A 19,742-nucleotide genomic window follows, 5' to 3' on the forward strand; every position below is an offset into this window, starting at 1 on the left:
TTTTTAGTAATACCTATTGAATAAGTAAGGAAGATCATATGATTAACGATCTCAAAAAAGATAGCGAACAGCGCATGCAAAAAACCCTTGAATCTTTGGAGCAAGGGTTTGCAAAGGTTCGTACTGGGCGTGCTCATCCATCTATTTTAAATGGCGTAATGGTTTCTTACTATGGTTCTGACGTGCCACTTAATCAAGTTGCAAACGTGGGTATAGAAGATTCTCGTACGCTTGTGGTTCAACCATTTGAACGTACAATGGTTTCTGCAATTGATAAAGCGATTCGTGAAAGTGACTTGGGCTTAAACCCAATCACAGCCGATGCTATTCGTGTTCCACTACCAGCTTTGACTGAGGAAACACGCCGTGATATGCAGAAAGTAGCACGTACTGAAGCTGAAAATGCAAAAATCGCGATTCGTAATATTCGTCGTGATGTTTTAGGTGATATCAAATCATTATTGAAAGAAAAAGAAATTTCTGAAGATGATGATCGTCGTGCAGGTGATGATATCCAAAAAATCACTGATAAGTATGTTGCAGAAGTTGATAAACGTCTTGCGGCAAAAGAAGCAGAATTGATGAAGGTCTAATTCTATGACCTTGCAAGAAGAGCCACTTCTTCCTCAACATGTTGCCATCATTATGGATGGCAACAATCGTTTTGCCAAAAAAAATCAAATGCAAAAAGGTGATGGGCATCGTGAAGGCAAAAATGTCTTAGATCCTATAGTCGAACATTGTAAAAAAATGGGTGTTCGAGCTTTAACTGTTTTTGCATTCTCCAGCGAGAATTGGAATCGTCCCCAATACGAAGTTGACTTGCTCATGCAATTGCTTGAAGAAACAATTCATGAGCAGCTTCCACGCATGGAAAAATTCAACATTGCGCTACGTTTCATTGGGGATCGTTCTCGACTGTCAAATGAATTACGTGATTTGATGCAAGAAGCAGAGCAGAAAACAGCTACTTTTGATTCCATGACCCTTTCAATCGCTGTGAGTTATGGTGGTATGTGGGATATGGCACATGCTGCAAAATGTATTGCTGAAGATGCGCTTGCTGGAAAACTTCAAACAGATCAGATAAATGTTGATTTATTTGATAAATATGTCAGTCTAAATGATCTGCCTGCTGTTGATTTGTTGGTTCGTACTGGCGGTGATTATCGTTTGTCTAACTTTTTACTTTGGCAAGCAGCATATGCAGAATTGTATTTTACTGAGACTTTATGGCCAGAATTTACAATTAAAGAGTTAGATCATGCATTTCGCGTTTTTTCAGGACGTGAAAGACGTTTTGGTAAGACATCTGAACAGATTCAACAAGCGAAAATAGAGAATTAATAATGTTAGAGCGGATTATTACCGCATTGGTGTTAGTTGCTGTTGTTTTAAGTTGCATGTTCGCAACGCAATCACATTATCCAATGTTCATGCTTATGATTTTAGCTGCGGGGGTGGCAGGTTATGAGTGGTTTAAGCTTATGCCACGAACTGCGATCACTGTTCCAAAACCTAAGGCTTGGTTGTATGGTGGTTGTGTAGCACTCGTATCAGCACTGGCATTGTTCTACGATGATGTCGCGCTATTGCTTTGGGCTGCTTCTATTCTCACTTGGTTGGGAAGTATTTATTGGGTTAAAAACTTTCCTGAATCAGATGGTTGGTACAATCCGTCATTATACATCATTGGCTTTATCTTGATTTCAGCTGCGGTCACTGCACTGTATGCTGTATGGTTTAGCTCGCCTTGGTGGTTGATGTATTTGTTCCTGCTGGTTTGGGGCGCAGATAGCGGTGCTTATTTTGTTGGACGTAAATTCGGTCAAAAGAAACTTGCACCTAAAGTCAGTCCAAACAAATCCCTTGAGGGATTGTATGGTGGTATTGCAACGACTGTGATTATTATGTTTGTTGTGCAATATTTTTACTTAGATTTAACAACTGTACAGTTGGTCTTATTCTTAATACTCTCTATTATCACGGTGTTTGCATCAGTATTGGGCGATTTGTTCGAGTCGATGATTAAACGCCGTGCTGGAATTAAAGATTCTGGGCGTATACTGCCAGGACATGGTGGTGTATTAGATCGAATTGATTCTTTACTCGCCGCTGCACCTATTTTTGCAACAGGGTTGTATATCTTAAAACTTATTGGTGTAGATTTATAAATGACACAAGCTGTTTGTATATTGGGTGCGACAGGTTCAATTGGACAGAGTACTTTAAAAGTATTAGAGCAGCACCCAGAGCAATACACGGTATTTGCGGTTTCTGCTTATAGTCGTTTGGATGAGCTTTTAGAGATTTGTAGAAAATTCCATCCTAAAATTGTTGTTGTGCCAAATGAAAAAGTCAACGAATTGCAACAGCGTTTTAACCAAGAAAACTTAAAACAAATTGAAATTCTTTCGGATGAAGCTGGATTAATTGATATTGCTAAGCATCCAGACGTTGATATTGTCATGGCTGCGATTGTTGGTGCGGCTGGCTTATTGCCTACACTTGCCGCAGTAAAAGCGGGTAAACGTGTTTTACTCGCAAACAAAGAAGCATTGGTCATGTCTGGTGACATTATGATGCAGGCTGCACGTGAGCATAATGCGTTATTATTACCTGTTGACTCTGAACATAATGCGATTTTTCAATCATTACCGCATGATTATTTAACGACTGAACGAACAGGACAGCCACAGTTAGGCGTGTCTCGTATTTTGTTGACAGCTTCTGGCGGCCCATTCCTGAATCACTCTTTAGAACAATTAAATGAAGTAACACCACAGCAAGCATGTAAGCATCCAAACTGGTCGATGGGACAGAAAATTTCTGTTGACTCAGCGACTTTGATGAATAAGGGTCTAGAGCTGATCGAAGCGTGTCATTTGTTTTCAATATCAGAACATTTTGTTACAGTTGTCGTTCATCCACAAAGTATTATTCATTCAATGGTTCAGTATGTGGATGGTTCGACTTTGGCACAAATGGGTAACCCAGATATGTGTACGCCGATTGCACATGCATTGGCATGGCCTAAACGTCTAAAGACACATGTTCCCGCTTTGGATTTATTTGCAACAGCTCAGTTGGATTTTCAAGCACCTGATGAAGTTAAGTTTCCTGCTTTAAGTTTAGCGCGTCAGGCGATGAGAGCAGGTGGTTTAGCACCAACGATCTTAAATGCAGCAAATGAGATCGCAGTGGCAGCCTTTTTACAAGGTCGTATTCGATTTACACAAATCGCTCAAGTTGTAGAACAGAGCTTAGATGCTGTACAAAATGCTAAAGCGGAAAACATAGACATCATTTTGCATACTGATATGATCGCTAGACAGATTGCAGAGAAATATATTGTGGATATAGGAGGCTAAATCGTATGAATGCACTATTTATGATTGTTGCAGCGATTTTATTGCTTGGGCCTCTGATCGCAATTCATGAGTTTGGTCACTATTGGGTTGCACGTAAGCTTGGTGTAAAAGTTTTAGTTTATTCGATTGGTTTTGGTCCGACGTTACTTAAATGGCAATCTAAAAAATCTGGTATTCAATATCAGCTTTCTGCATTGCCTTTAGGTGGTTATGTCAAGATGCTAGATGAGCGTGAGGGAAATGTCTCAGAACAAGACCTTCCTTATACGTTCAACCGACAGCCTCCTTGGAAGCGTATTGCAATTGTTGCAGCGGGCCCTTTAATTAATCTCATCTTTGCAGTTTTTTTATTTTGGATTTTGTTCTTACCTGCACAAGAACAGTTGAATACGCGTATTGGTAAAATCATGCCAAATACGCCCGCTGCTCAGGTTGATCTACAGGTCGGTGATAAAGTTCTGGCTGTGGATGGTCAAACCACACCAACATGGGAGAAATTAAACTTTGCTTTAATTAATCGTGTGGGTGAATCTGGACAGGTGTCGGTGCTGGTTGATCGTAACGGTTCTGAAAAACAATTTAATTTATCGATTCAAAACTTTCTCAAAGATCAAAGTCAATCTCCTTTAGATGCATTGGGTTTTCTACCTTATCGTCCAATGATTCCAGCAATCGTGAAAGAACTGACTGCTGATGGCACCGCGATCCGTCAAGGTATGAAAGAAGGCGATAAAATTGTGGCAATTAATGATGTTGCCATGAAAGACTGGTTTGATGTGGTGAGTGTGGTTCAAAAATCACCTGAAAAGTTATTGAATATTGATGTGATGCGACAAGGTGAGCTGGTACATTTACAGATGATCCCCCGTGGTCAACGTGACAATATGGGCAATGTGACTGGTGTACTGGGAGTGAAGAGTGATGCAGGTCAAGTCACGATTCCGAATGACTATAAGCAAACCATTCAGTATTCACCTTTGGAAGCTTTTGGTGTTGCGGTTGATAAAACCGTACAGCTTTCAAGTATGATTTTTAACTCGATCGTCAAAATGGTGCGTGGATTAATTGGGCTGGATAATTTATCAGGACCAATCACCATTGCTAAAGTTGCAGGTCAAAGTGCTGAAATGGGATGGCAAACATTTATTTCATTCATGGCGCTTATGAGTGTAAGTTTAGGAATTCTAAATTTATTACCGATTCCTATGCTTGATGGTGGGCATTTGGTTTATTACTTTATCGAACTCATTCGTGGTAAACCTGTTTCCGAACAAATACAGATATTGGGTCTAAAAGTTGGTATGGTACTGCTCGGTAGCATGATGCTTTTGGCTTTATTTAACGACTTCATGCGTTTATAAAAAACGCAAATGGAATTTAACTTACTGGAAAATATATGGGCATGCGTCACACACATTTATTAATGCCTTTGGCACTGGTCAGTGCGATGGCAGTGGTACAACAAGCATACGCAGCAGATGAGTTTCTTGCACGAGATATACGAATTGATGGGCTAGTGCGTTTAACACCTGCAAGTATTTATTCGATGTTGCCAATAAATAGTGGTGATCGTGTCAATGATCCAATGATTGCTGAGGCTATTCGTAGTTTATATGCATCAGGTTTATTTGATGACATTAAAGTCTTTAAAGAAAGCGATATATTAGTCTTCAAAGTCGTTGAGCGCCCAGTGATTTCAAAGTTGGAATTTAAAGGCAATAAACTGATTCCTAAAGAAGCTTTGGAACAAGGCTTGAAAAAAATGGGAATCGCTGAGGGTGAAGTCTTCAAGAAGTCTGCACTACAGATTATTGAAACAGAACTTGAACAACAGTACACCCAGCAAGGGCGTTATGATGCTGATGTGACAGTAGAAACTGTTGCTCGACCAAATAACCGTGTTGAGTTGCTATTGAACTTCAACGAAGGTACCGCAGCTAAGGTATTCGATATTAATATCATTGGTAATACTGTATTTAGTGACAGTGATATTAAACAAGCTTTTGCAGTGAAAGAAAGTGGTTGGGCTTCTATTGTTACCCGTAATGACCGCTATGCACGTGAGAAAATGGCAGCAAGCTTAGAAGCTTTACGTGCATTGTATCTCAACAAAGGTTATATCAATTTTAATATTATTAATTCACAACTAAATATCAGTGAAGATAAGAAAAATATTTTTATTGAAGTTTCTGTTGATGAAGGTAGTCAATTTAAATTTGGCGAGACTAAATTCTTAGGCGATGCACTTTATAAGCCTGAAGAGCTAAAAGCACTAAAACTATATAAAGACGGTGAAACATATTCACAAGAAAGAGTGAATGCAGTTAAGCAGTTATTACTTAGAAAATATGGTAATGCTGGTTATTACTACGCTGAGGTAAATGTTGTCCCTGAGATCAACAACCAAACAGGACTTGTGAATCTCAATTACTATATCAATCCAGGTCAACAAGTGACAGTACGTCGTGTTAACTTCACAGGCAATAATAAGACCGCTGATGAGGTTTTGCGTCGTGAAATGCGCCAAATGGAAGGCGCATTAGCAAGTAATGAAAAAATTGACTTATCAAAAATACGTTTAGAACGAACAGGCTTCTTTAAGACTGTTGATGTGAAACCTGTTCGTGTTCCAAATACACCTGACCAAGTTGATTTAAATGTCGCTGTTGAAGAGCAACATTCAGGTACTACAACTTTAGCAGTCGGTTACTCTCAAAATGGCGGTGTAACCTTCCAAGCAGGTTTAAGTCAGACCAATTTCATGGGAACAGGTAATCGTGTTGCAGTTGATTTATCTCGTTCTGAAACACAAGATTATTACAACCTAAGTGTGACTGACCCATACTTTACCATTGATGGTGTGAGTCGTGGTTATAACGTCTACTACCGTAAAACCAAGTTAAATGAAGACTATAACGTCAACAACTATGTAACCGATAGTATTGGTGGGAGTTTAAGTTTTGGTTACCCAATTGATGAAAATCAGAGTTTAAGTGCTTCATTAGGTATTGATCAAACTAAAGTCAGAACAGGACCAAGTGTTTCTACTTACATTCGTGATTATTTGCTCGAAAATGGTGGTAAGGAAACAGGAAAGGGTTCACATTGTGACGGTTCTTACAAATCACAAAAGGATATTGATACTAAAAATGGAGTAGCAAACCCTAACCCGCCAGAAGATTACGACTTACCCATTCATTGTGTAGATGATGCATTTAACGCTTTGGATCCGAGAGAATATGGTAATGCTTTTGAAGGCAAGTTTTTAACTTATACACTCAATTTGGGGTGGTCATATAATACGCTGAACAGACCAGTTTTCCCAACTTCTGGTATGTCACATCGTGTCGGTCTAGAAGTGGGTCTTCCAGGTAGTGATGTAGACTATCAAAAACTAACCTATGATGCGCAAGCGTTTAAATCATTACCAAAAGGTTTTGTACTTCGAGGTTACGGTAAGTTAGGTTTTGGTAATGATCTGCCGTTCTATAAGAATTTCTATGCAGGTGGTTATGGTTCGGTTCGTGGCTATGACAACAGTTCTTTGGGTCCAAAATATCCAAGCGTCATTTTCCGTGAAACAGGCAGGAATGACCCTGATCCGGAAGAAGTTGGTGGTAATGCACTGGTACAGTTTGGTACTGAACTCGCATTACCTGTGCCATTTAAAGGTGATTGGGCACGTCAAGTCCGACCAGTACTATTTGCTGAGGGCGCACAAGTGTTTGATACCCAATGTGATGTGCCAAGCTCATCTCAGGAACCGATTATTAAAGGACAGTCTCAAATTAATCTTAAACAATACTGTAAAGACAACTACAACTTTGATGCTGGTAATATGCGCTACAGTGTTGGTGCAGGCTTTACATGGATCACCATGATTGGACCGCTATCGCTGAGTTATGCTTACCCGCTTAATGATAAGAAGGGTGATGACACCAAATCAATCCAATTTGAAATTGGTCGTACTTTCTAAGTACGACCTTGTTTAAGGTTGCAAAATATATAAAGGATGGAATCATGAAAACATTAGCCGCTGTTATGTTCGGTTTAGGTTTAACCATGTCTGCGATAACGAATGCAGCAAGTATTGCTGTTGTTGACTTAGCGAAAGTTGTTGAGAGTAGTACTTATCTAAAACAACAAAATACCAGTCTAGGTCAATCGGTAAAACCAACCTCGACTAAATTGGAGCAGTTGGGTAAAGAAATCGAGAGCTTGCAACAAAAAGCACAGTCTGCAAATCAAGCCGATTTACAAAAACTTTCTGCGCAATATCAAGCGAAAGTGAATGAGTTCAATACGACTCAGCAAGGTTTACAGTCTAAAGTTCAATCTAGCTTGCAAACAATGAATACGACTTTTGAAAATCGTGTTAAGCAAGCTGCTGAACAATTGCGTAAAGAAAACAATGTAGACTTGATTATCAATAAAAATTCTACCATTGCCTCTGACGCTAAGTATGATTTAACTGATAAAATGATTCAAAAGGTTAATGCAATGAAATAATCAATGAATAGACGTCGTTATCGTTTAGAAGAACTTGCTCACCTTATAAAAGGTGAGTATTTTGGTGAAAAAGACTTTCAGGTTTCTAATTTGGCAAGTCTAGAGCTGGCTCAGAACCAGCATATTTGTTTTGTGAATGGTGAAAAATATTTAGCCCAAGCAGAAGCAAGTCATGCGGGTGCGTATATCGTTACAGAAACATTAAAACAGCAACTTAACCAGAAGAAAAACTTTATTGTTGTTGATAATCCTTATTTAGCATTTGCAGTTCTCACACATGTATTTGAGACAAAGATTGTCCAGCGTGGTATTGAGCTTACGGCTCAAATTCATCCCTCAGCAACCATCGCCGATGAGGTTTATATTGGACATTATGTGGTGATTGGTGAGAATTGCGTGGTTGGAAGAAATACTATAATTCAAGCACATTCATTTATTGATGATGGGGTTGAGATTGGCAAAGATTGTTTTATTGATGCACATGTTACCATTACAGGCCAAGCGAAATTAAAAGACCGTGTTCGTATACATGCAAATACTGCGATTGGCACTGAGGGCTTTGGCTTTGCCCCTTATCAAGATAAATGGCACCGTATTGCTCAATTGGGTTCAGTTCAGATTGGCAATGGCGTGCGTATTGGCTCTAATTGTAGTATTGATCGTGGCGCGTTGGATGACACAATTTTGGAAGATGGTGTCATTATTGATAACCTTGTGCAAATCGCACACAATGTTTATATCGGTGCAAATACAGCGATCGCAGCGAAATGTGGAGTTGCAGGCAGTACTAAAATTGGCAAAAACTGTATTCTTGGGGGGGCCTGTGGTGTGGTTGGGCATCTTGAAATCACGGATAATGTGATACTTACAGCAATGTCAATGGTCACAAAAAATATTTCTGAGGCTGGAACTTATTCTTCTGGGATGGGACTTTTTGAAAATAGTCATTGGAAAAAAACGATTGTGCGCTTAAGACAATTAGCAGATGTGCCATTGACCCAAATCACGAAAAGACTCGATCATATGCAAGCTCAATTAGAGTCCCTTGAATCAACCCTTAAGTTACGTAAATAATTTATTATGACCGAATCTACATTACCAACATTTACAATGCCTGAATTGCCAATGGATATTCTTACTATTCGAGAATATTTACCTCATCGCTATCCTTTTCTATTAGTCGATCGTGTAACTGAAGTGACTGAAAACAGCATTGTCGGTTATAAAAATGTGTCAATTAATGAAGAGTTTCTTCAAGGGCATTTCCCAACTTATCCGATTATGCCTGGTGTATTGATCATTGAAGCTTTAGCTCAGGTCTCTGGTATACTTGGTTTTGTATTAACCAATCAAAAGCCAAAAGCGGGTTCATTGTTCTTATTTGCTGGTGCAGAAAAAATAAGATTTAAGAAACAGGTTGTTGCAGGTGACCAGCTTATCTTAAAATCTGAACTTGTTATGCAAAAACGCGGCATTTACAAGTACAATTGTACTGCAAGCGTTGACGGTATTATCGCTGCAACGGCAGAGATTATTATTTCACACCAAAAAATTGAGCAGGCATGAGTAGTCAAAATTTAATACATCCTACAGCAATTATCGATCCATCTGCAGAAATCGCATCAGATGTGCAGATTGGACCGTATTGTATTGTAGGTCCAAATGTAAGTATTGACACGGGGACAAAATTACACTCACATGTAGTGATTGGTGGTTTTACACGGATTGGTAAAAATAATGATATTTTCCAATTCTCTAGTGTTGGGGAAATTTGCCAAGATTTGAAATATCAAGGTGAAGAAACTTGGTTGGAAATTGGTGATCATAATGCGATCCGTGAACATTGTACATTACATCGAGGTACAGTTCAGGATCAAGGTATTACCAAGATTGGTAGTCATAACCTCTTTATGGTGAATACGCATATCGCACATGATTGCGTGATTGGAAATCACAATATTTTTGCCAATAATGTAGGCGTTGCGGGACATGTTCATGTCGGTGACCATATCATTGTCGGCGGTAATGCTGGAATTCATCAATTTTGCCGCATTGATTCATATAGTATGATTGGTGGTGCTGCGTTGATTCTTAAAGATGTGCCTGCTTATGTGATGGCATCAGGAAATCCAGCGCATGCATATGGTATGAATATTGAAGGTATGCGACGTAAAGGTTGGTCCAGAGATACGATTCAAGGTCTAAGAGCCGCATATAAATTGATTTATAAGTCAGGTCTTACCTCTGAGCAGGCTGTCGAACAAATTCGTAATGAGATATTGGTGAATACACCAGAAGCACAATTGTTTATTGATTCCTTAGAGAAATCAACACGTGGTATCGTACGTTAATCGATTAAAGTCTATTGACTGATAAGAAAGACACCCAATGTAGGTGTCTTTTTTGTATTCAATTTTCTTCTTCCACAAATTGTTGTCTATATTGTTTAGGGGATAATTCAAAGGTTCTTTTAAATGCTTGGCTAAAGGCAGTTTCAGAAGAATATCCTACTTTATTCGCAATTTGTTGAATCGAATAACTGCTTTTGCGTAGATATTGGCTGGCTAAACGCATCCGATGTTGTTGTAAATAGGCAAGTGGTGATTCACCGATGACTTCATGAAATAAACTGGCAAACTTTGAGCGTGACATGCAGCATTGTTCTGCCAATAATTCGACTGTCCAAGCATCTTCAGGATGGTTATGAATCGCAGCCAAACTATTACTGAGTTCAGGATGATTGAGAGCGCTGAGCCAACCATGTTGTGTCGATATTTGCTGGATATGATCACGGATACATTTGATTAATAAAATATTAACCAAGTGGTCAATAATAATGTCTCGACCTGCCTGAATATTCTGGGTTTCTAATGCAAGAAAATGCAATCCTATTTGTAACCATTCAGGGGCAGTCGCATCACCTTTTTGTAGATGAATTAATGGTGGAAGAGCTTGAACAAAGGGGCGTGCCATGATGGTGTCGATTTGACAGCGTATGGTTAAAATTAGATTTTTATTTGAAGACTCTGTACCAAACTCTAAGGCATCCTCTTTGTGGCCATCGAAGAATTTTGAAATATCAATCGCATCAACGAGTTTGGTAATTGCATTGTCTGCACCAATATGTGCTTTTCCTGAAGGTATAAGCACAATTTCACCAGCATGAGCAGTTAAGCTGTTCTGAGCATCAATTTGAATATAAACCGAACCGACCAAAACAATATGTACAATCAATGCCGTTTGATCTTGGCAAAAAAAACTCCATTCTCCTTGAGTTTTCAAGTAGATATATTCAGTGTGATTTAAATGAATATCAGCAAAAATTTTACTTAGGGCATCCATATGATTTTTTACATGATGTAGTTATTCTTAAATTATAGAGCGCTATGGAGATAACTCAATACGTGTTTATGTGCTTATAGGACAAAAACAGGCAGAAATATGCCAAAGACTTTAACATAGGTTTTTTGGACGCTTGCAACTGTCATCTAATACATTTTCCTAGAAAATATAAGTATATAGAAAAGACATGGAAAAGATGATGAATGCGCCAGTAAATGTTGAGCAAGAACTTACGCCAGTAAGCATTCCAAAATCAAAGACAGCGTTGGATCGTAAACGTTACTTATGGGCTATTAGTCCAGCTTTACCTGCCATTGGAATTGGAATCTTAGCAGGTTATCAATTTGCACCTCGTCCGTTGAAGAAAGTCTTTGCATTGGGTGGGCCGATTGTTCTTCATATTGTCATCCCAGCAATTGATACAATCATTGGGAAAGATGCAAATAATCCAACTGAAGAAGATATTAAGCTTTTAGAAAAAGACCCATACTACGCTCGTTTAGTAAAAAGCTTTATTCCGCTACAGTATGCAGCAAATATTTACGCCTGTTATTTAACCAGCAGAAAAGAAACATCATTCATTGATAAAATCTTACTTGGTGTTTCAATGGGTGCGGTCAATGGGATTGCGATTAATACTGCACATGAATTGAGCCACAAATCTGATCGTATTGATCACATTTTGTCACATTTGGCTTTGGTACCATCAGGTTATAACCATTTCCGTATTGAGCATCCATACGGACACCATAAACGTGCTGCGACTCCAGAAGATCCTGCATCTTCGCAAATGGGTGAAACATTTTATGAGTTTTGGCCACGTACCGTTTTTGGTTCATTTAAATCAGCGATTGAGATTGAAACCACACGTTTAAAACGTAAGGGTAAAGAGTTTTGGTCTAAGGATAATGAGCTGTTGCAAGGCTGGAGCATGACCGCTGCATTTCATGCGTCTATGATTGGCATTTTTGGTAAGGGTGTGACTCCTTATCTCATTTCTCAAGCATTTTATAGCATTACGCTATTTGAAATTATTAACTATATTGAACATTATGGTTTAAAACGTCAGAAGAAGGCGGATGGCAAATATGAACGTACCATGCCAGAACATAGCTGGAACAATAACAATATTGTGACCAACTTATTCCTGTATCAGTTGCAACGTCACTCTGACCATCATGCTTATCCGACACGCCCATTCCAAGCATTACGTCATTTTGATGAAGCACCAGAATTGCCAAGTGGTTATGCAAGCATGTTACTTCCTGCATTAATTCCACCATTATGGGCTAAAATGATGGATAAGCGAGTATTTGATCACTACAAAGGTGACTTAAATAAAGCCAATATCTATCCAAAACGTCGTGCTAAAATTTTCAAAAAATTTGGTGTCGTAGATCAGTCTTTAGAACAGGCATCAATTGAAGTTGCGGTTACAGACTAAATTTAAGTCTCCAAAAACTAGAGGCACTGATCAGTAATGATTGGTGCTTTTTTATTTTCTTGTATTAAAAAAATAAAAAAGAACTGATTTTAATTACGCTTACTGTATACCTATAACGTAGAACTAAAAAATCTTGTAATAGATTTCAAGAGGCTGAAATGACAAAACATTATGATTATATTGTGATCGGTGGTGGCAGTGGTGGTATTGCATCGGTTAATCGAGCAGCCATGTATGGTAAAAAATGTGCCTTGATTGAACAGGGCGAAATAGGTGGGACTTGTGTCAATGTGGGGTGTGTACCTAAAAAAGTCATGTGGTATGCCGCACAAGTGGCAGAAACTATTCAAAAATATGCAACTGACTATGGCTTCAATAACAAACTAGAGTCATTTGACTGGCAGACTTTAATTAAGAATAGGCAAGCTTATATCGAGCGGATTCATCAATCTTATCAAAATAGCCTAAGTAAGAATCAAGTTGATATAATTCAGGGTGTTGCTGGTTTTATCAATAAAAATACTATTGAAGTCAATGCTGAGCGCTATACAGCGGAACATATTTTAATTGCAACAGGGACACAGCCAGCCTTACCTGATCTTGAAGGTGTCGAACATGGTATAGATTCAAATGGTTTTTTTGAGTTAACAGCTTTACCGAAAAGAACCGCTGTCATCGGTTCTGGCTATATTGCTGTGGAGCTCGCAGGTGTTTTAAAGGTTCTCGGTTCTCAGGTCGGACTATTTATCCGGAAAGATTTACCAGTGCGTCGTTTTGATCAGTTTGTTAGTGAGACTTTACTCGAAGTGATGCAAACTGATGGAATTATTGTACATACCCAAGCTGTACCAAAAAAAGTAACTAAAAATGCAGATGGTTCAATTGTTTTACATTTAGAAAATGGTGCTGAACATACTGTAGATTGCTTAATATGGGCAACAGGACGAGAACCGAATACAGAGAGCTTGAATCTTGATCAAGCCAATATTCAGTTAGATAAGCGAGGTTATATCGAAGTTGATCAATATCAGAATACCTCACAAAAAGGCATTTATGCGGTTGGAGATATTATAGGCAAGATGGAACTCACACCTGTTGCTGTTGCTGCGGGTCGTCGATTGTCAGAAAGATTATTTAATCATAAACCAGAAGAGTATCTCGACTATGAAAATATTCCAACAGTGGTCTTTAGTCATCCGCCAATCGGAACTGTAGGTTTAACAGAACAGCAAGCCATAGAAAAATATGGCAAACAATCTGTTAAAACATACAATTCATCTTTTACTTCGATGTTTAGTGCAGTTACACAGCATAGACAACCCACCAAAATGAAACTGGTTTGTGTGGGGGATGATGAGAAAATTGTCGGGATTCATGGGATTGGTTTTGGTATGGATGAGATTCTTCAAGGCTTTGCAGTTGCATTAAAAATGGGTGCAACCAAGCAAGATTTTGATGATACCGTTGCCATTCATCCCACCTCGGCGGAAGAATTTGTAACGATGAGATAGGTGATAATGACCTAATTATTGATAGGGCTAAATCTAGTTTAATTTACGATAGAATCCTAGATTAAACTAGATTTAAAAATAAATGATTAAAAAAAGATCCGAAAGCCTTTTCTAATCGAATTTTTATCAAACAGAAATTATTTCAATTCACTTGATGATTTACCCAATTCACGACGGGCAATGATTAACTGCTGAATCTGCTGAGTACCCTCAAAAATATCTAGAATTTTTGAATCACGTGCCCATTTTTCCAATAACTCATCCTCACCATAACCAACACTTGCGGCCAGCTCGACACATTTTAGGGTAATTTCATTGCCCACACGTCCAGCTTTTGCCTTAGCAATCGAAGCTTCTTTAGAGTTTGGCTTTTTATTGTCGGCCATCCAACAAGCTTTTAACGTGAGCAAACGAGCAGCTTCCCATTCCGCTTCCATACGATAAATTTGGGCAGCTAAATTTGAGGTTTGGAGATATGGCGTTTTATAGTCAGCATCAAGTTGATCTTTAAAAATCTCTTTGATGCGTTCTAAAGAGGCTTTAGCACAACCAATTGCCATCGCAGCGACTAATGGGCGTGTATTGTCAAAGGTTTCCATCACCCCAGCAAAACCTTTAGCCACATCAATCTCAGGATTGCCCAATAAATTGGCAGCAGGAACACGACAGTCAATAAAACTGATTACTGCGGTATCTGATGCTTTGATCCCCAACTTATGCTCTAAACGCTCCACCTTCATCCCTGCAGTACCTTTGGGAACGACAAAGGACTTAATCGCAGCGCGACCAAGTTTTTTATCCAAAGTCGCCCAAACGACAACGGAGTCGGCACGTTCACCTGAGGTCACAAAGATTTTTTCGCCATTGAGGATGTAATCCTCGCCATCTTTGGTTGCAGTGGTACGAATGGCTGCCGAGTCTGAACCACAACCTGGTTCAGTAATTGCCATAGCTGCCCAAGTATTTTTGAAGCGTTCAAGCTGCTCATCATTGGCAACAGCAGCGATGGCTGAGTTACCTAAGCCCTGACGTGGCATACTGAGTAATAAACCTGTATCGCCATAACACATTTCAATGACACCAAGCGCAGTTGACATGTTATTGCCGTTTTTATTACCCGTTTCAACTTCACCGCGTTTTTTACCAACAGCCGCGCCTGCATTAATACCTTCGCCACCTTCATTCATCCCATCAAGTAAAGAAGCCAACATGTCGAGCTCTTTGGGATAGGCATGTTCCGCTTTGTCATATTTACGAGAGATAGGACGCAATACATTCAGAGCAACTTCATGTGCTTGATCGACCATCATTTTGAATTTTTTAGGATTTTGTAAATTCATTGTATTATCCTCAGGTCGTTAATTAAGCGTGTAAGCCAGAATGCAAGATTGCAGTTGCACGAAGATCACGATACCAGCGTTCAACTGGATGTTCTTTGGTAAAGCCATGTCCACCTACGATTTGTACACCATCTGTACCGATCTTCATTGATTTTTCAGCACAAAGTAAACGCGCCAAATATGCTTCACGATGGAATGGTTGACCTGCTTCTGCCAAGCTTGCAGCATTGAGTACTAACATCCGCATTGCATCAATTTCAATCGCCATATCAGCGATCATGAAGGCAACACTTTGACGATGTGAGATCGGCTCACCAAAAGCAGTACGCTCATTGGCGTATTTGATACAGTAGCTTTTGATTGCGTCACAAGTACCAACTGTCATTGCACACCACATCAGGTTGCCTAGATCAACAAATGCAGTATAGTCAAAATCTGCATCGCCTAAACGTAAAGCAGGGGTCTGATTAAATCGTAATGTTGTTGTCTCAGCAGCTTTTAATCCCATGGCAGGACTGGCTTTAATTGAAATGCTTTCATTCGATTGCACAATGAAAATATCGGGTTGACCATTGAGTTCTGCACTAACCAGGAATACATCAGCAATATCACCTAATACAACGAGTGTTTTTTCACCATTAATGAGGAATTGACCGTTATTTTCAGTTGCTTTGGTTTTTAACTGATATGGATTAAATGCAGGGGTTGCTTCTTGGAATGCAAAAGTTGCAGTTACATCGGTGTCTTCTGCAAAGCATGGTAAATACATACTCTGAACTTGGGTTGAACCCCAACGTGTAATTGCATTAATCACGCTAAATGTACTGAGTAACCCAGCAGTTAAACTGAAATCACCTTTAGCTAAGCTTTCAGCAATCAGAACATTGCTGACAATATTTTGTTCCGCAGCAACACCGCCTAGAGCTTCAGGTAATGCATAGTAGTTTAGACCTAGATCAACTAAATGTTGCCAAAGCTCTTGTGGAAACTGAGCATTGTGATCAGCATCATGGGCAAGTGTATACAAAACTTCTTGTGCAAATTGCGACATTGCATCAGCAGTCATTTGCTGTTCTTCAGTCAAACTAAGATCAAATAAATTCTTATTGACGTGAGTAGGTAAGCGCTGTTTATCGATGGGTTGAGGTTTAAAAGCTTTCTGTGTTTTTGTAAGTACTTTAAAACCTGTTTTTGAACCTTGATACAATGATTTTTCTACAAATTTTCTTAATTTGAGTTGATCAAGCACATCGCTTCCTGCAAGTTTTGTGATCAAAGATAGCCCAATACCTTGAGCTTTATTCATCATATTCGACATGATTTTATCCTAGAGGATGATTGTGATTTTATGCTGACATGTTCGTGTGATAAAGACTATGTCTTCTTTGACCTGTTGATTGGATATAGATAAAGGGTTGTTTATCAGTTGTATTAATAATATCTAATTGTTTTTTAATGAATTAATTAAAATATAAAAAAATTGATCTAAAAAAAATTGACCAAACTGACAAATCAGATTGGTCAAAATGACTTTTATGAGGATGAGTTACGCAAACTGACGAATCATTTTACGAACATTGGTCTTCGCTTCAATCACGGTCATAAATGTATAAGCACCGATAAATTTACGGCTAATAAACATAAACTCTTTCGGTGGAACAGAGAAATAGCGTGAAGCCATCGACTGAGCCGCTTGTTGCATAACACGACTATGAAGCTGGCTTTTTTTCCAGTCATAGCGATCCTGTTCATCCATAACACCAACAGGCATATTTGGATTATTACTTGGACAGCTAAATGCTTCCGTCGCAACAAGAAAGACATCTGCCATGCCTGGTTTAATACTTTCAGGCATGCCATCAAAGAATTCATAGCCAGTCATGGCTTTGACCATTGCATTTTTGTCATGCTCATAACCTGCTTGAATTAGATTACGTGCCACAGAAAGCAAATTGTCATCAAATTGGCGAATTGCACCAAAATCAAGTAAAACGATCTTATCTCTTACATCATCACCATTGCCTAAACGAACCAAATAATTACCAAAATTTGGATCAGTCTGCATTTCACCCCATTCGAACAGTTCACGTACAGCAATTTCTAGAGACGCTTCACCTAGTTGGTTTCTACGTTCTTGAGGTAGAGAGAGCATAACAGGGCTGTTAATAGGCACGCCACGCTCAAACGTCATACAGAGCACTTTTTCAGCACAAAAATCATTTACGATTTGAGGAACGATGTAACGAGGATCTTCTTTTAAACGCGCAGCAAAACGACGAGTGGTCGCCGCTTCGATGCCATAATTTACCTCACGATGCATCATTTCACGAACTTCATCGAACCATTGATCAAATTCGCGTGTTTGCGGCACCATGCGAGTCAGTTTTAACATGTTTTTAAACAGGTTCATGTCTGAATCAATTGCTTCAGCAACACCTGGATATTGAATTTTTAAAACCAGCTCTAAACCATCAGATTTACGTGTAGCGCGATGTACTTGTGCAAGTGAAGCGGTTCCGATCGGCTCATGGTCAATGGTCAGATCATCTAATTTCGAACCTAATTGTTCTTGTAAATGTACTTTAATCGCTGGCCAAGCTAACGCTACCGTTTGGTTGTTAAGCGTATTCAATGCTTGCGTGATTTCTTCAGGTAAAAAATGTTCGCCATACAACGCCATCATTTGTCCAATCTTAACGATTGAACCTTTGAGCTTACCAATTTCTGCGACGAGGTAATTGGCTTGATCACTCATGGCTTTTTTACGTTTTTTCTCTTTTTCTTGTTCATTGGAAAACATAGAAGTCGCGTTAGCTGTTGCCCAACGTGTGCCAGCAAGTAAAGAAGCTTTTGCGATCGATAAGCGACGATCCACAGACGAGGTTTTCAGGTTCTTAAGCTTATCGTTCTGATCGGACATGAAAGAAAAATCCTATGCTGAAATCGAAGGGGTGAAGCTGAGAGCTAAATTGTAGTGGATATTACAGCTTTTAAACGTATTAAAATAGTTCAATCGTTTGAATTATCAGTCTAAATTTGTGAAACAGATCAATAGCACAGAATAGCCTAAGTAAATTACTCACATTTTAATTCACATTGCTATACAAACGTCCTAAATTTTAAACTGAATCTTGAGTGTTGATTTCTGCATCAATGCAACACGGTTAGAATCAATATGCTTAATCAACATTTGTTTGACGTAGCTATGATGAAAACCAAGGGCATGTGCTTTAACAATAATGATGCTCGGCAGGGTGAAGAAGAAATATTTAGTGTCTTCTAGCGTCGCATTCTGAAAAATACCTTCTTCAATCAAGGTATCTTTTAGAAATTGCTTTTCAGCTTGTACAGCAGCAGAAGATTCATCTTCCCAATAATTTTGGCGCATTGCCATTAAATTGTTGTGTTTGTAGCTCATGAGTTGCTGTACCGAATCCTTTACATTTAAGAAATATATGAGGATGGTGTGAGATTTATCAAGAATAGATTTATGTTTAAAATAGCCTAAGCAAATTTAATCATTTAAATCAAAATGCTATACTAATACCACTTTTAAAATCGAAATAAAGAATACTGAGCCACCATGACACCAGCCTGTAAATTATTGGAAAAAAATAAAATAGCCTTCTCAATTCATGAATATGAGCATGACACTAATGCCAAAAGTTTTGGTTTAGAAGCCGCAGAAAAGCTGAATTTAAACGTTGAAGAAGTGTTTAAAACCCTCATGGTTACGGATGAAAAGAATTATTTTATTGCGGTGTTACCTGTAAATCATCAGTTGAACCTTAAAAAAGTTGCCACAGCAGTAGGCTGTAAGAAATTACAGATGGCAAATCCTAAAGATGCAGAACGTTTAACAGGCTATTTAGTGGGTGGAATTAGTCCATTAGGACAAAAGAAACGCTTAAAAACGGTGATTGATGTAACCGCGAATACTTTTGATAAGATTTATGTGAGTGGTGGTAAGAGGGGACTGGATATTGGGGTTAATCCACAAGACCTAGCAAAGTTACTTGGCGCAACTTTTAATGATGTTTTAGATGGCTAAAATGTATAAAAAGGCATTAAGAACCCTAATACCTTATTTATTATAAGATTTTCATATCTATAGAAACTATTAAAAATAAAAAAATTATCATTTTATTTGATGAGAAGAATTATTATCTTTTGTATCTAGCTCATGTCATTGCTCAAATAAAGTTATTTCTATTCAACTATTTAA

18 protein-coding genes are annotated in these 19,742 nt (G+C 38.7%); 13 read left to right on the forward strand and 5 right to left on the reverse strand.

Features of this window, described 5'->3' with window-relative positions:
- Window positions 1-38: 38 nt before the first annotated feature.
- Genes frr through lpxA form a run of 10 tightly spaced genes read left to right on the forward strand, consistent with a single transcriptional unit; the run spans window position 39 to window position 10,231 of the window.
- A complete protein-coding gene (frr, locus tag MMP72_RS00280) occupies window positions 39-593 on the forward strand; it encodes a ribosome recycling factor (protein ID WP_241313687.1) in 555 nt (184 codons plus the stop codon).
- A 4-nt stretch (window positions 594-597) separates the two neighbouring features.
- Window positions 598-1,347 (forward strand): polyprenyl diphosphate synthase, encoded by a 750-nt coding sequence (gene uppS, locus MMP72_RS00285; protein ID WP_241313688.1) that lies wholly within the window; start codon window positions 598-600, stop codon window positions 1,345-1,347.
- Window positions 1,348-1,349: 2 nt separating this feature from the next.
- Window positions 1,350-2,174 (forward strand): CDP-archaeol synthase, encoded by an 825-nt coding sequence (locus MMP72_RS00290; RefSeq protein ID WP_241313689.1) that lies wholly within the window; start codon window positions 1,350-1,352, stop codon window positions 2,172-2,174.
- The gene (gene ispC, locus MMP72_RS00295) at window positions 2,175-3,371 is read left to right on the forward strand and encodes a 1-deoxy-D-xylulose-5-phosphate reductoisomerase (RefSeq protein WP_241313690.1); all 1,197 of its coding nucleotides are present in this window, start codon (window positions 2,175-2,177) and stop codon (window positions 3,369-3,371) included. It begins immediately after the preceding gene.
- Between the two features lie 5 nt (window positions 3,372-3,376).
- Window positions 3,377-4,732, forward strand: coding sequence for an RIP metalloprotease RseP (gene rseP, locus MMP72_RS00300; RefSeq protein ID WP_241313691.1), 1,356 nt, complete (start codon window positions 3,377-3,379; stop codon window positions 4,730-4,732).
- 35 nt (window positions 4,733-4,767) lie between these two features.
- Window positions 4,768-7,347, forward strand: coding sequence for an outer membrane protein assembly factor BamA (gene bamA, locus MMP72_RS00305; RefSeq protein ID WP_241313692.1), 2,580 nt, complete (start codon window positions 4,768-4,770; stop codon window positions 7,345-7,347).
- A gap of 44 nt (window positions 7,348-7,391) precedes the next feature.
- Window positions 7,392-7,880, forward strand: coding sequence for an OmpH family outer membrane protein (locus MMP72_RS00310; RefSeq protein ID WP_241313693.1), 489 nt, complete (start codon window positions 7,392-7,394; stop codon window positions 7,878-7,880).
- Between the two features lie 3 nt (window positions 7,881-7,883).
- Window positions 7,884-8,954 (forward strand): UDP-3-O-(3-hydroxymyristoyl)glucosamine N-acyltransferase, encoded by a 1,071-nt coding sequence (gene lpxD, locus MMP72_RS00315; protein WP_241313694.1) that lies wholly within the window; start codon window positions 7,884-7,886, stop codon window positions 8,952-8,954.
- Window positions 8,955-8,960: 6 nt separating this feature from the next.
- Window positions 8,961-9,446, forward strand: a complete 486-nt coding sequence (gene fabZ, locus MMP72_RS00320; RefSeq protein WP_004670975.1) for a 3-hydroxyacyl-ACP dehydratase FabZ — start codon at window positions 8,961-8,963, stop codon at window positions 9,444-9,446.
- The gene (gene lpxA / locus MMP72_RS00325; RefSeq protein WP_241313695.1) at window positions 9,443-10,231 is read left to right on the forward strand and encodes an acyl-ACP--UDP-N-acetylglucosamine O-acyltransferase; all 789 of its coding nucleotides are present in this window, start codon (window positions 9,443-9,445) and stop codon (window positions 10,229-10,231) included. Before fabZ ends, lpxA begins: the two co-directional genes overlap by 4 nt.
- Window positions 10,232-10,289: 58 nt before the next feature.
- Here the strand turns inward: lpxA and MMP72_RS00330 are convergent, their stop codons facing one another.
- Entirely contained in the window at window positions 10,290-11,222 is a 933-nt protein-coding gene (locus MMP72_RS00330) for an AraC family transcriptional regulator (RefSeq protein WP_241313696.1), read from the reverse strand.
- A gap of 199 nt (window positions 11,223-11,421) precedes the next feature.
- Between MMP72_RS00330 and MMP72_RS00335 the strand changes: the two genes are divergently transcribed.
- Together MMP72_RS00335 and gorA are read left to right on the forward strand one after the other, a co-directional pair.
- A complete protein-coding gene (locus MMP72_RS00335) occupies window positions 11,422-12,666 on the forward strand; it encodes an alkane 1-monooxygenase (RefSeq protein ID WP_241313998.1) in 1,245 nt (414 codons plus the stop codon).
- Between the two features lie 158 nt (window positions 12,667-12,824).
- Window positions 12,825-14,177: a glutathione-disulfide reductase gene (gene gorA, locus MMP72_RS00340; RefSeq protein WP_241313697.1), complete on the forward strand. Its 1,353-nt coding sequence runs from the start codon at window positions 12,825-12,827 to the stop codon at window positions 14,175-14,177.
- A gap of 137 nt (window positions 14,178-14,314) precedes the next feature.
- Here the strand turns inward: gorA and MMP72_RS00345 are convergent, their stop codons facing one another.
- From MMP72_RS00345 to MMP72_RS00360, 4 genes are all read right to left on the reverse strand, one after another.
- On the reverse strand, window positions 14,315-15,517 hold the full coding sequence (locus MMP72_RS00345; RefSeq protein WP_241313698.1) for an acyl-CoA dehydrogenase family protein: 1,203 nt from the start codon (window positions 15,515-15,517) through the stop codon (window positions 14,315-14,317).
- 22 nt (window positions 15,518-15,539) lie between these two features.
- Window positions 15,540-16,826, reverse strand: a complete 1,287-nt coding sequence (locus MMP72_RS00350; RefSeq protein ID WP_241314000.1) for an acyl-CoA dehydrogenase family protein — start codon at window positions 16,824-16,826, stop codon at window positions 15,540-15,542.
- 237 nt (window positions 16,827-17,063) lie between these two features.
- Window positions 17,064-18,437, reverse strand: coding sequence for an AarF/ABC1/UbiB kinase family protein (locus MMP72_RS00355; protein ID WP_241313699.1), 1,374 nt, complete (start codon window positions 18,435-18,437; stop codon window positions 17,064-17,066).
- A gap of 192 nt (window positions 18,438-18,629) precedes the next feature.
- Window positions 18,630-18,935 (reverse strand): hypothetical protein, encoded by a 306-nt coding sequence (locus MMP72_RS00360; protein WP_241313700.1) that lies wholly within the window; start codon window positions 18,933-18,935, stop codon window positions 18,630-18,632.
- A 165-nt stretch (window positions 18,936-19,100) separates the two neighbouring features.
- Between MMP72_RS00360 and ybaK the strand changes: the two genes are divergently transcribed.
- Window positions 19,101-19,568: a Cys-tRNA(Pro) deacylase gene (ybaK, locus tag MMP72_RS00365; protein ID WP_241313701.1), complete on the forward strand. Its 468-nt coding sequence runs from the start codon at window positions 19,101-19,103 to the stop codon at window positions 19,566-19,568.
- The last annotated feature ends 174 nt before the right edge of the window (window positions 19,569-19,742 follow it).

It is taken from the genome of Acinetobacter sp. NIPH 2699 (assembly GCF_022549355.1).
In the GTDB taxonomy this organism is placed as follows: Bacteria; Pseudomonadota; Gammaproteobacteria; order Pseudomonadales; family Moraxellaceae; genus Acinetobacter.

What these genes read in the sequence shown, in the direction of transcription:
- frr (WP_241313687.1), top strand. Translation starts at nt 39, where the DNA reads ATGATTAACGATCTCAAAAAAGATAGCGAACAGCGCATGCAAAAAACC.
- uppS (WP_241313688.1), top strand. Translation starts at nt 598, where the DNA reads ATGACCTTGCAAGAAGAGCCACTTCTTCCTCAACATGTTGCCATCATT.
- MMP72_RS00290 (WP_241313689.1), top strand. Translation starts at nt 1,350, where the DNA reads ATGTTAGAGCGGATTATTACCGCATTGGTGTTAGTTGCTGTTGTTTTA.
- ispC (WP_241313690.1), top strand. Translation starts at nt 2,175, where the DNA reads ATGACACAAGCTGTTTGTATATTGGGTGCGACAGGTTCAATTGGACAG.
- rseP (WP_241313691.1), top strand. Translation starts at nt 3,377, where the DNA reads ATGAATGCACTATTTATGATTGTTGCAGCGATTTTATTGCTTGGGCCT.
- bamA (WP_241313692.1), top strand. Translation starts at nt 4,768, where the DNA reads ATGGGCATGCGTCACACACATTTATTAATGCCTTTGGCACTGGTCAGT.
- MMP72_RS00310 (WP_241313693.1), top strand. Translation starts at nt 7,392, where the DNA reads ATGAAAACATTAGCCGCTGTTATGTTCGGTTTAGGTTTAACCATGTCT.
- lpxD (WP_241313694.1), top strand. Translation starts at nt 7,884, where the DNA reads ATGAATAGACGTCGTTATCGTTTAGAAGAACTTGCTCACCTTATAAAA.
- fabZ (WP_004670975.1), top strand. Translation starts at nt 8,961, where the DNA reads ATGACCGAATCTACATTACCAACATTTACAATGCCTGAATTGCCAATG.
- lpxA (WP_241313695.1), top strand. Translation starts at nt 9,443, where the DNA reads ATGAGTAGTCAAAATTTAATACATCCTACAGCAATTATCGATCCATCT.
- MMP72_RS00330 (WP_241313696.1), bottom strand. Translation starts at nt 11,222, where the DNA reads ATGGATGCCCTAAGTAAAATTTTTGCTGATATTCATTTAAATCACACT.
- MMP72_RS00335 (WP_241313998.1), top strand. Translation starts at nt 11,422, where the DNA reads ATGAATGCGCCAGTAAATGTTGAGCAAGAACTTACGCCAGTAAGCATT.
- gorA (WP_241313697.1), top strand. Translation starts at nt 12,825, where the DNA reads ATGACAAAACATTATGATTATATTGTGATCGGTGGTGGCAGTGGTGGT.
- MMP72_RS00345 (WP_241313698.1), bottom strand. Translation starts at nt 15,517, where the DNA reads ATGAATTTACAAAATCCTAAAAAATTCAAAATGATGGTCGATCAAGCA.
- MMP72_RS00350 (WP_241314000.1), bottom strand. Translation starts at nt 16,826, where the DNA reads ATGATGAATAAAGCTCAAGGTATTGGGCTATCTTTGATCACAAAACTT.
- MMP72_RS00355 (WP_241313699.1), bottom strand. Translation starts at nt 18,437, where the DNA reads ATGTCCGATCAGAACGATAAGCTTAAGAACCTGAAAACCTCGTCTGTG.
- MMP72_RS00360 (WP_241313700.1), bottom strand. Translation starts at nt 18,935, where the DNA reads ATGAGCTACAAACACAACAATTTAATGGCAATGCGCCAAAATTATTGG.
- ybaK (WP_241313701.1), top strand. Translation starts at nt 19,101, where the DNA reads ATGACACCAGCCTGTAAATTATTGGAAAAAAATAAAATAGCCTTCTCA.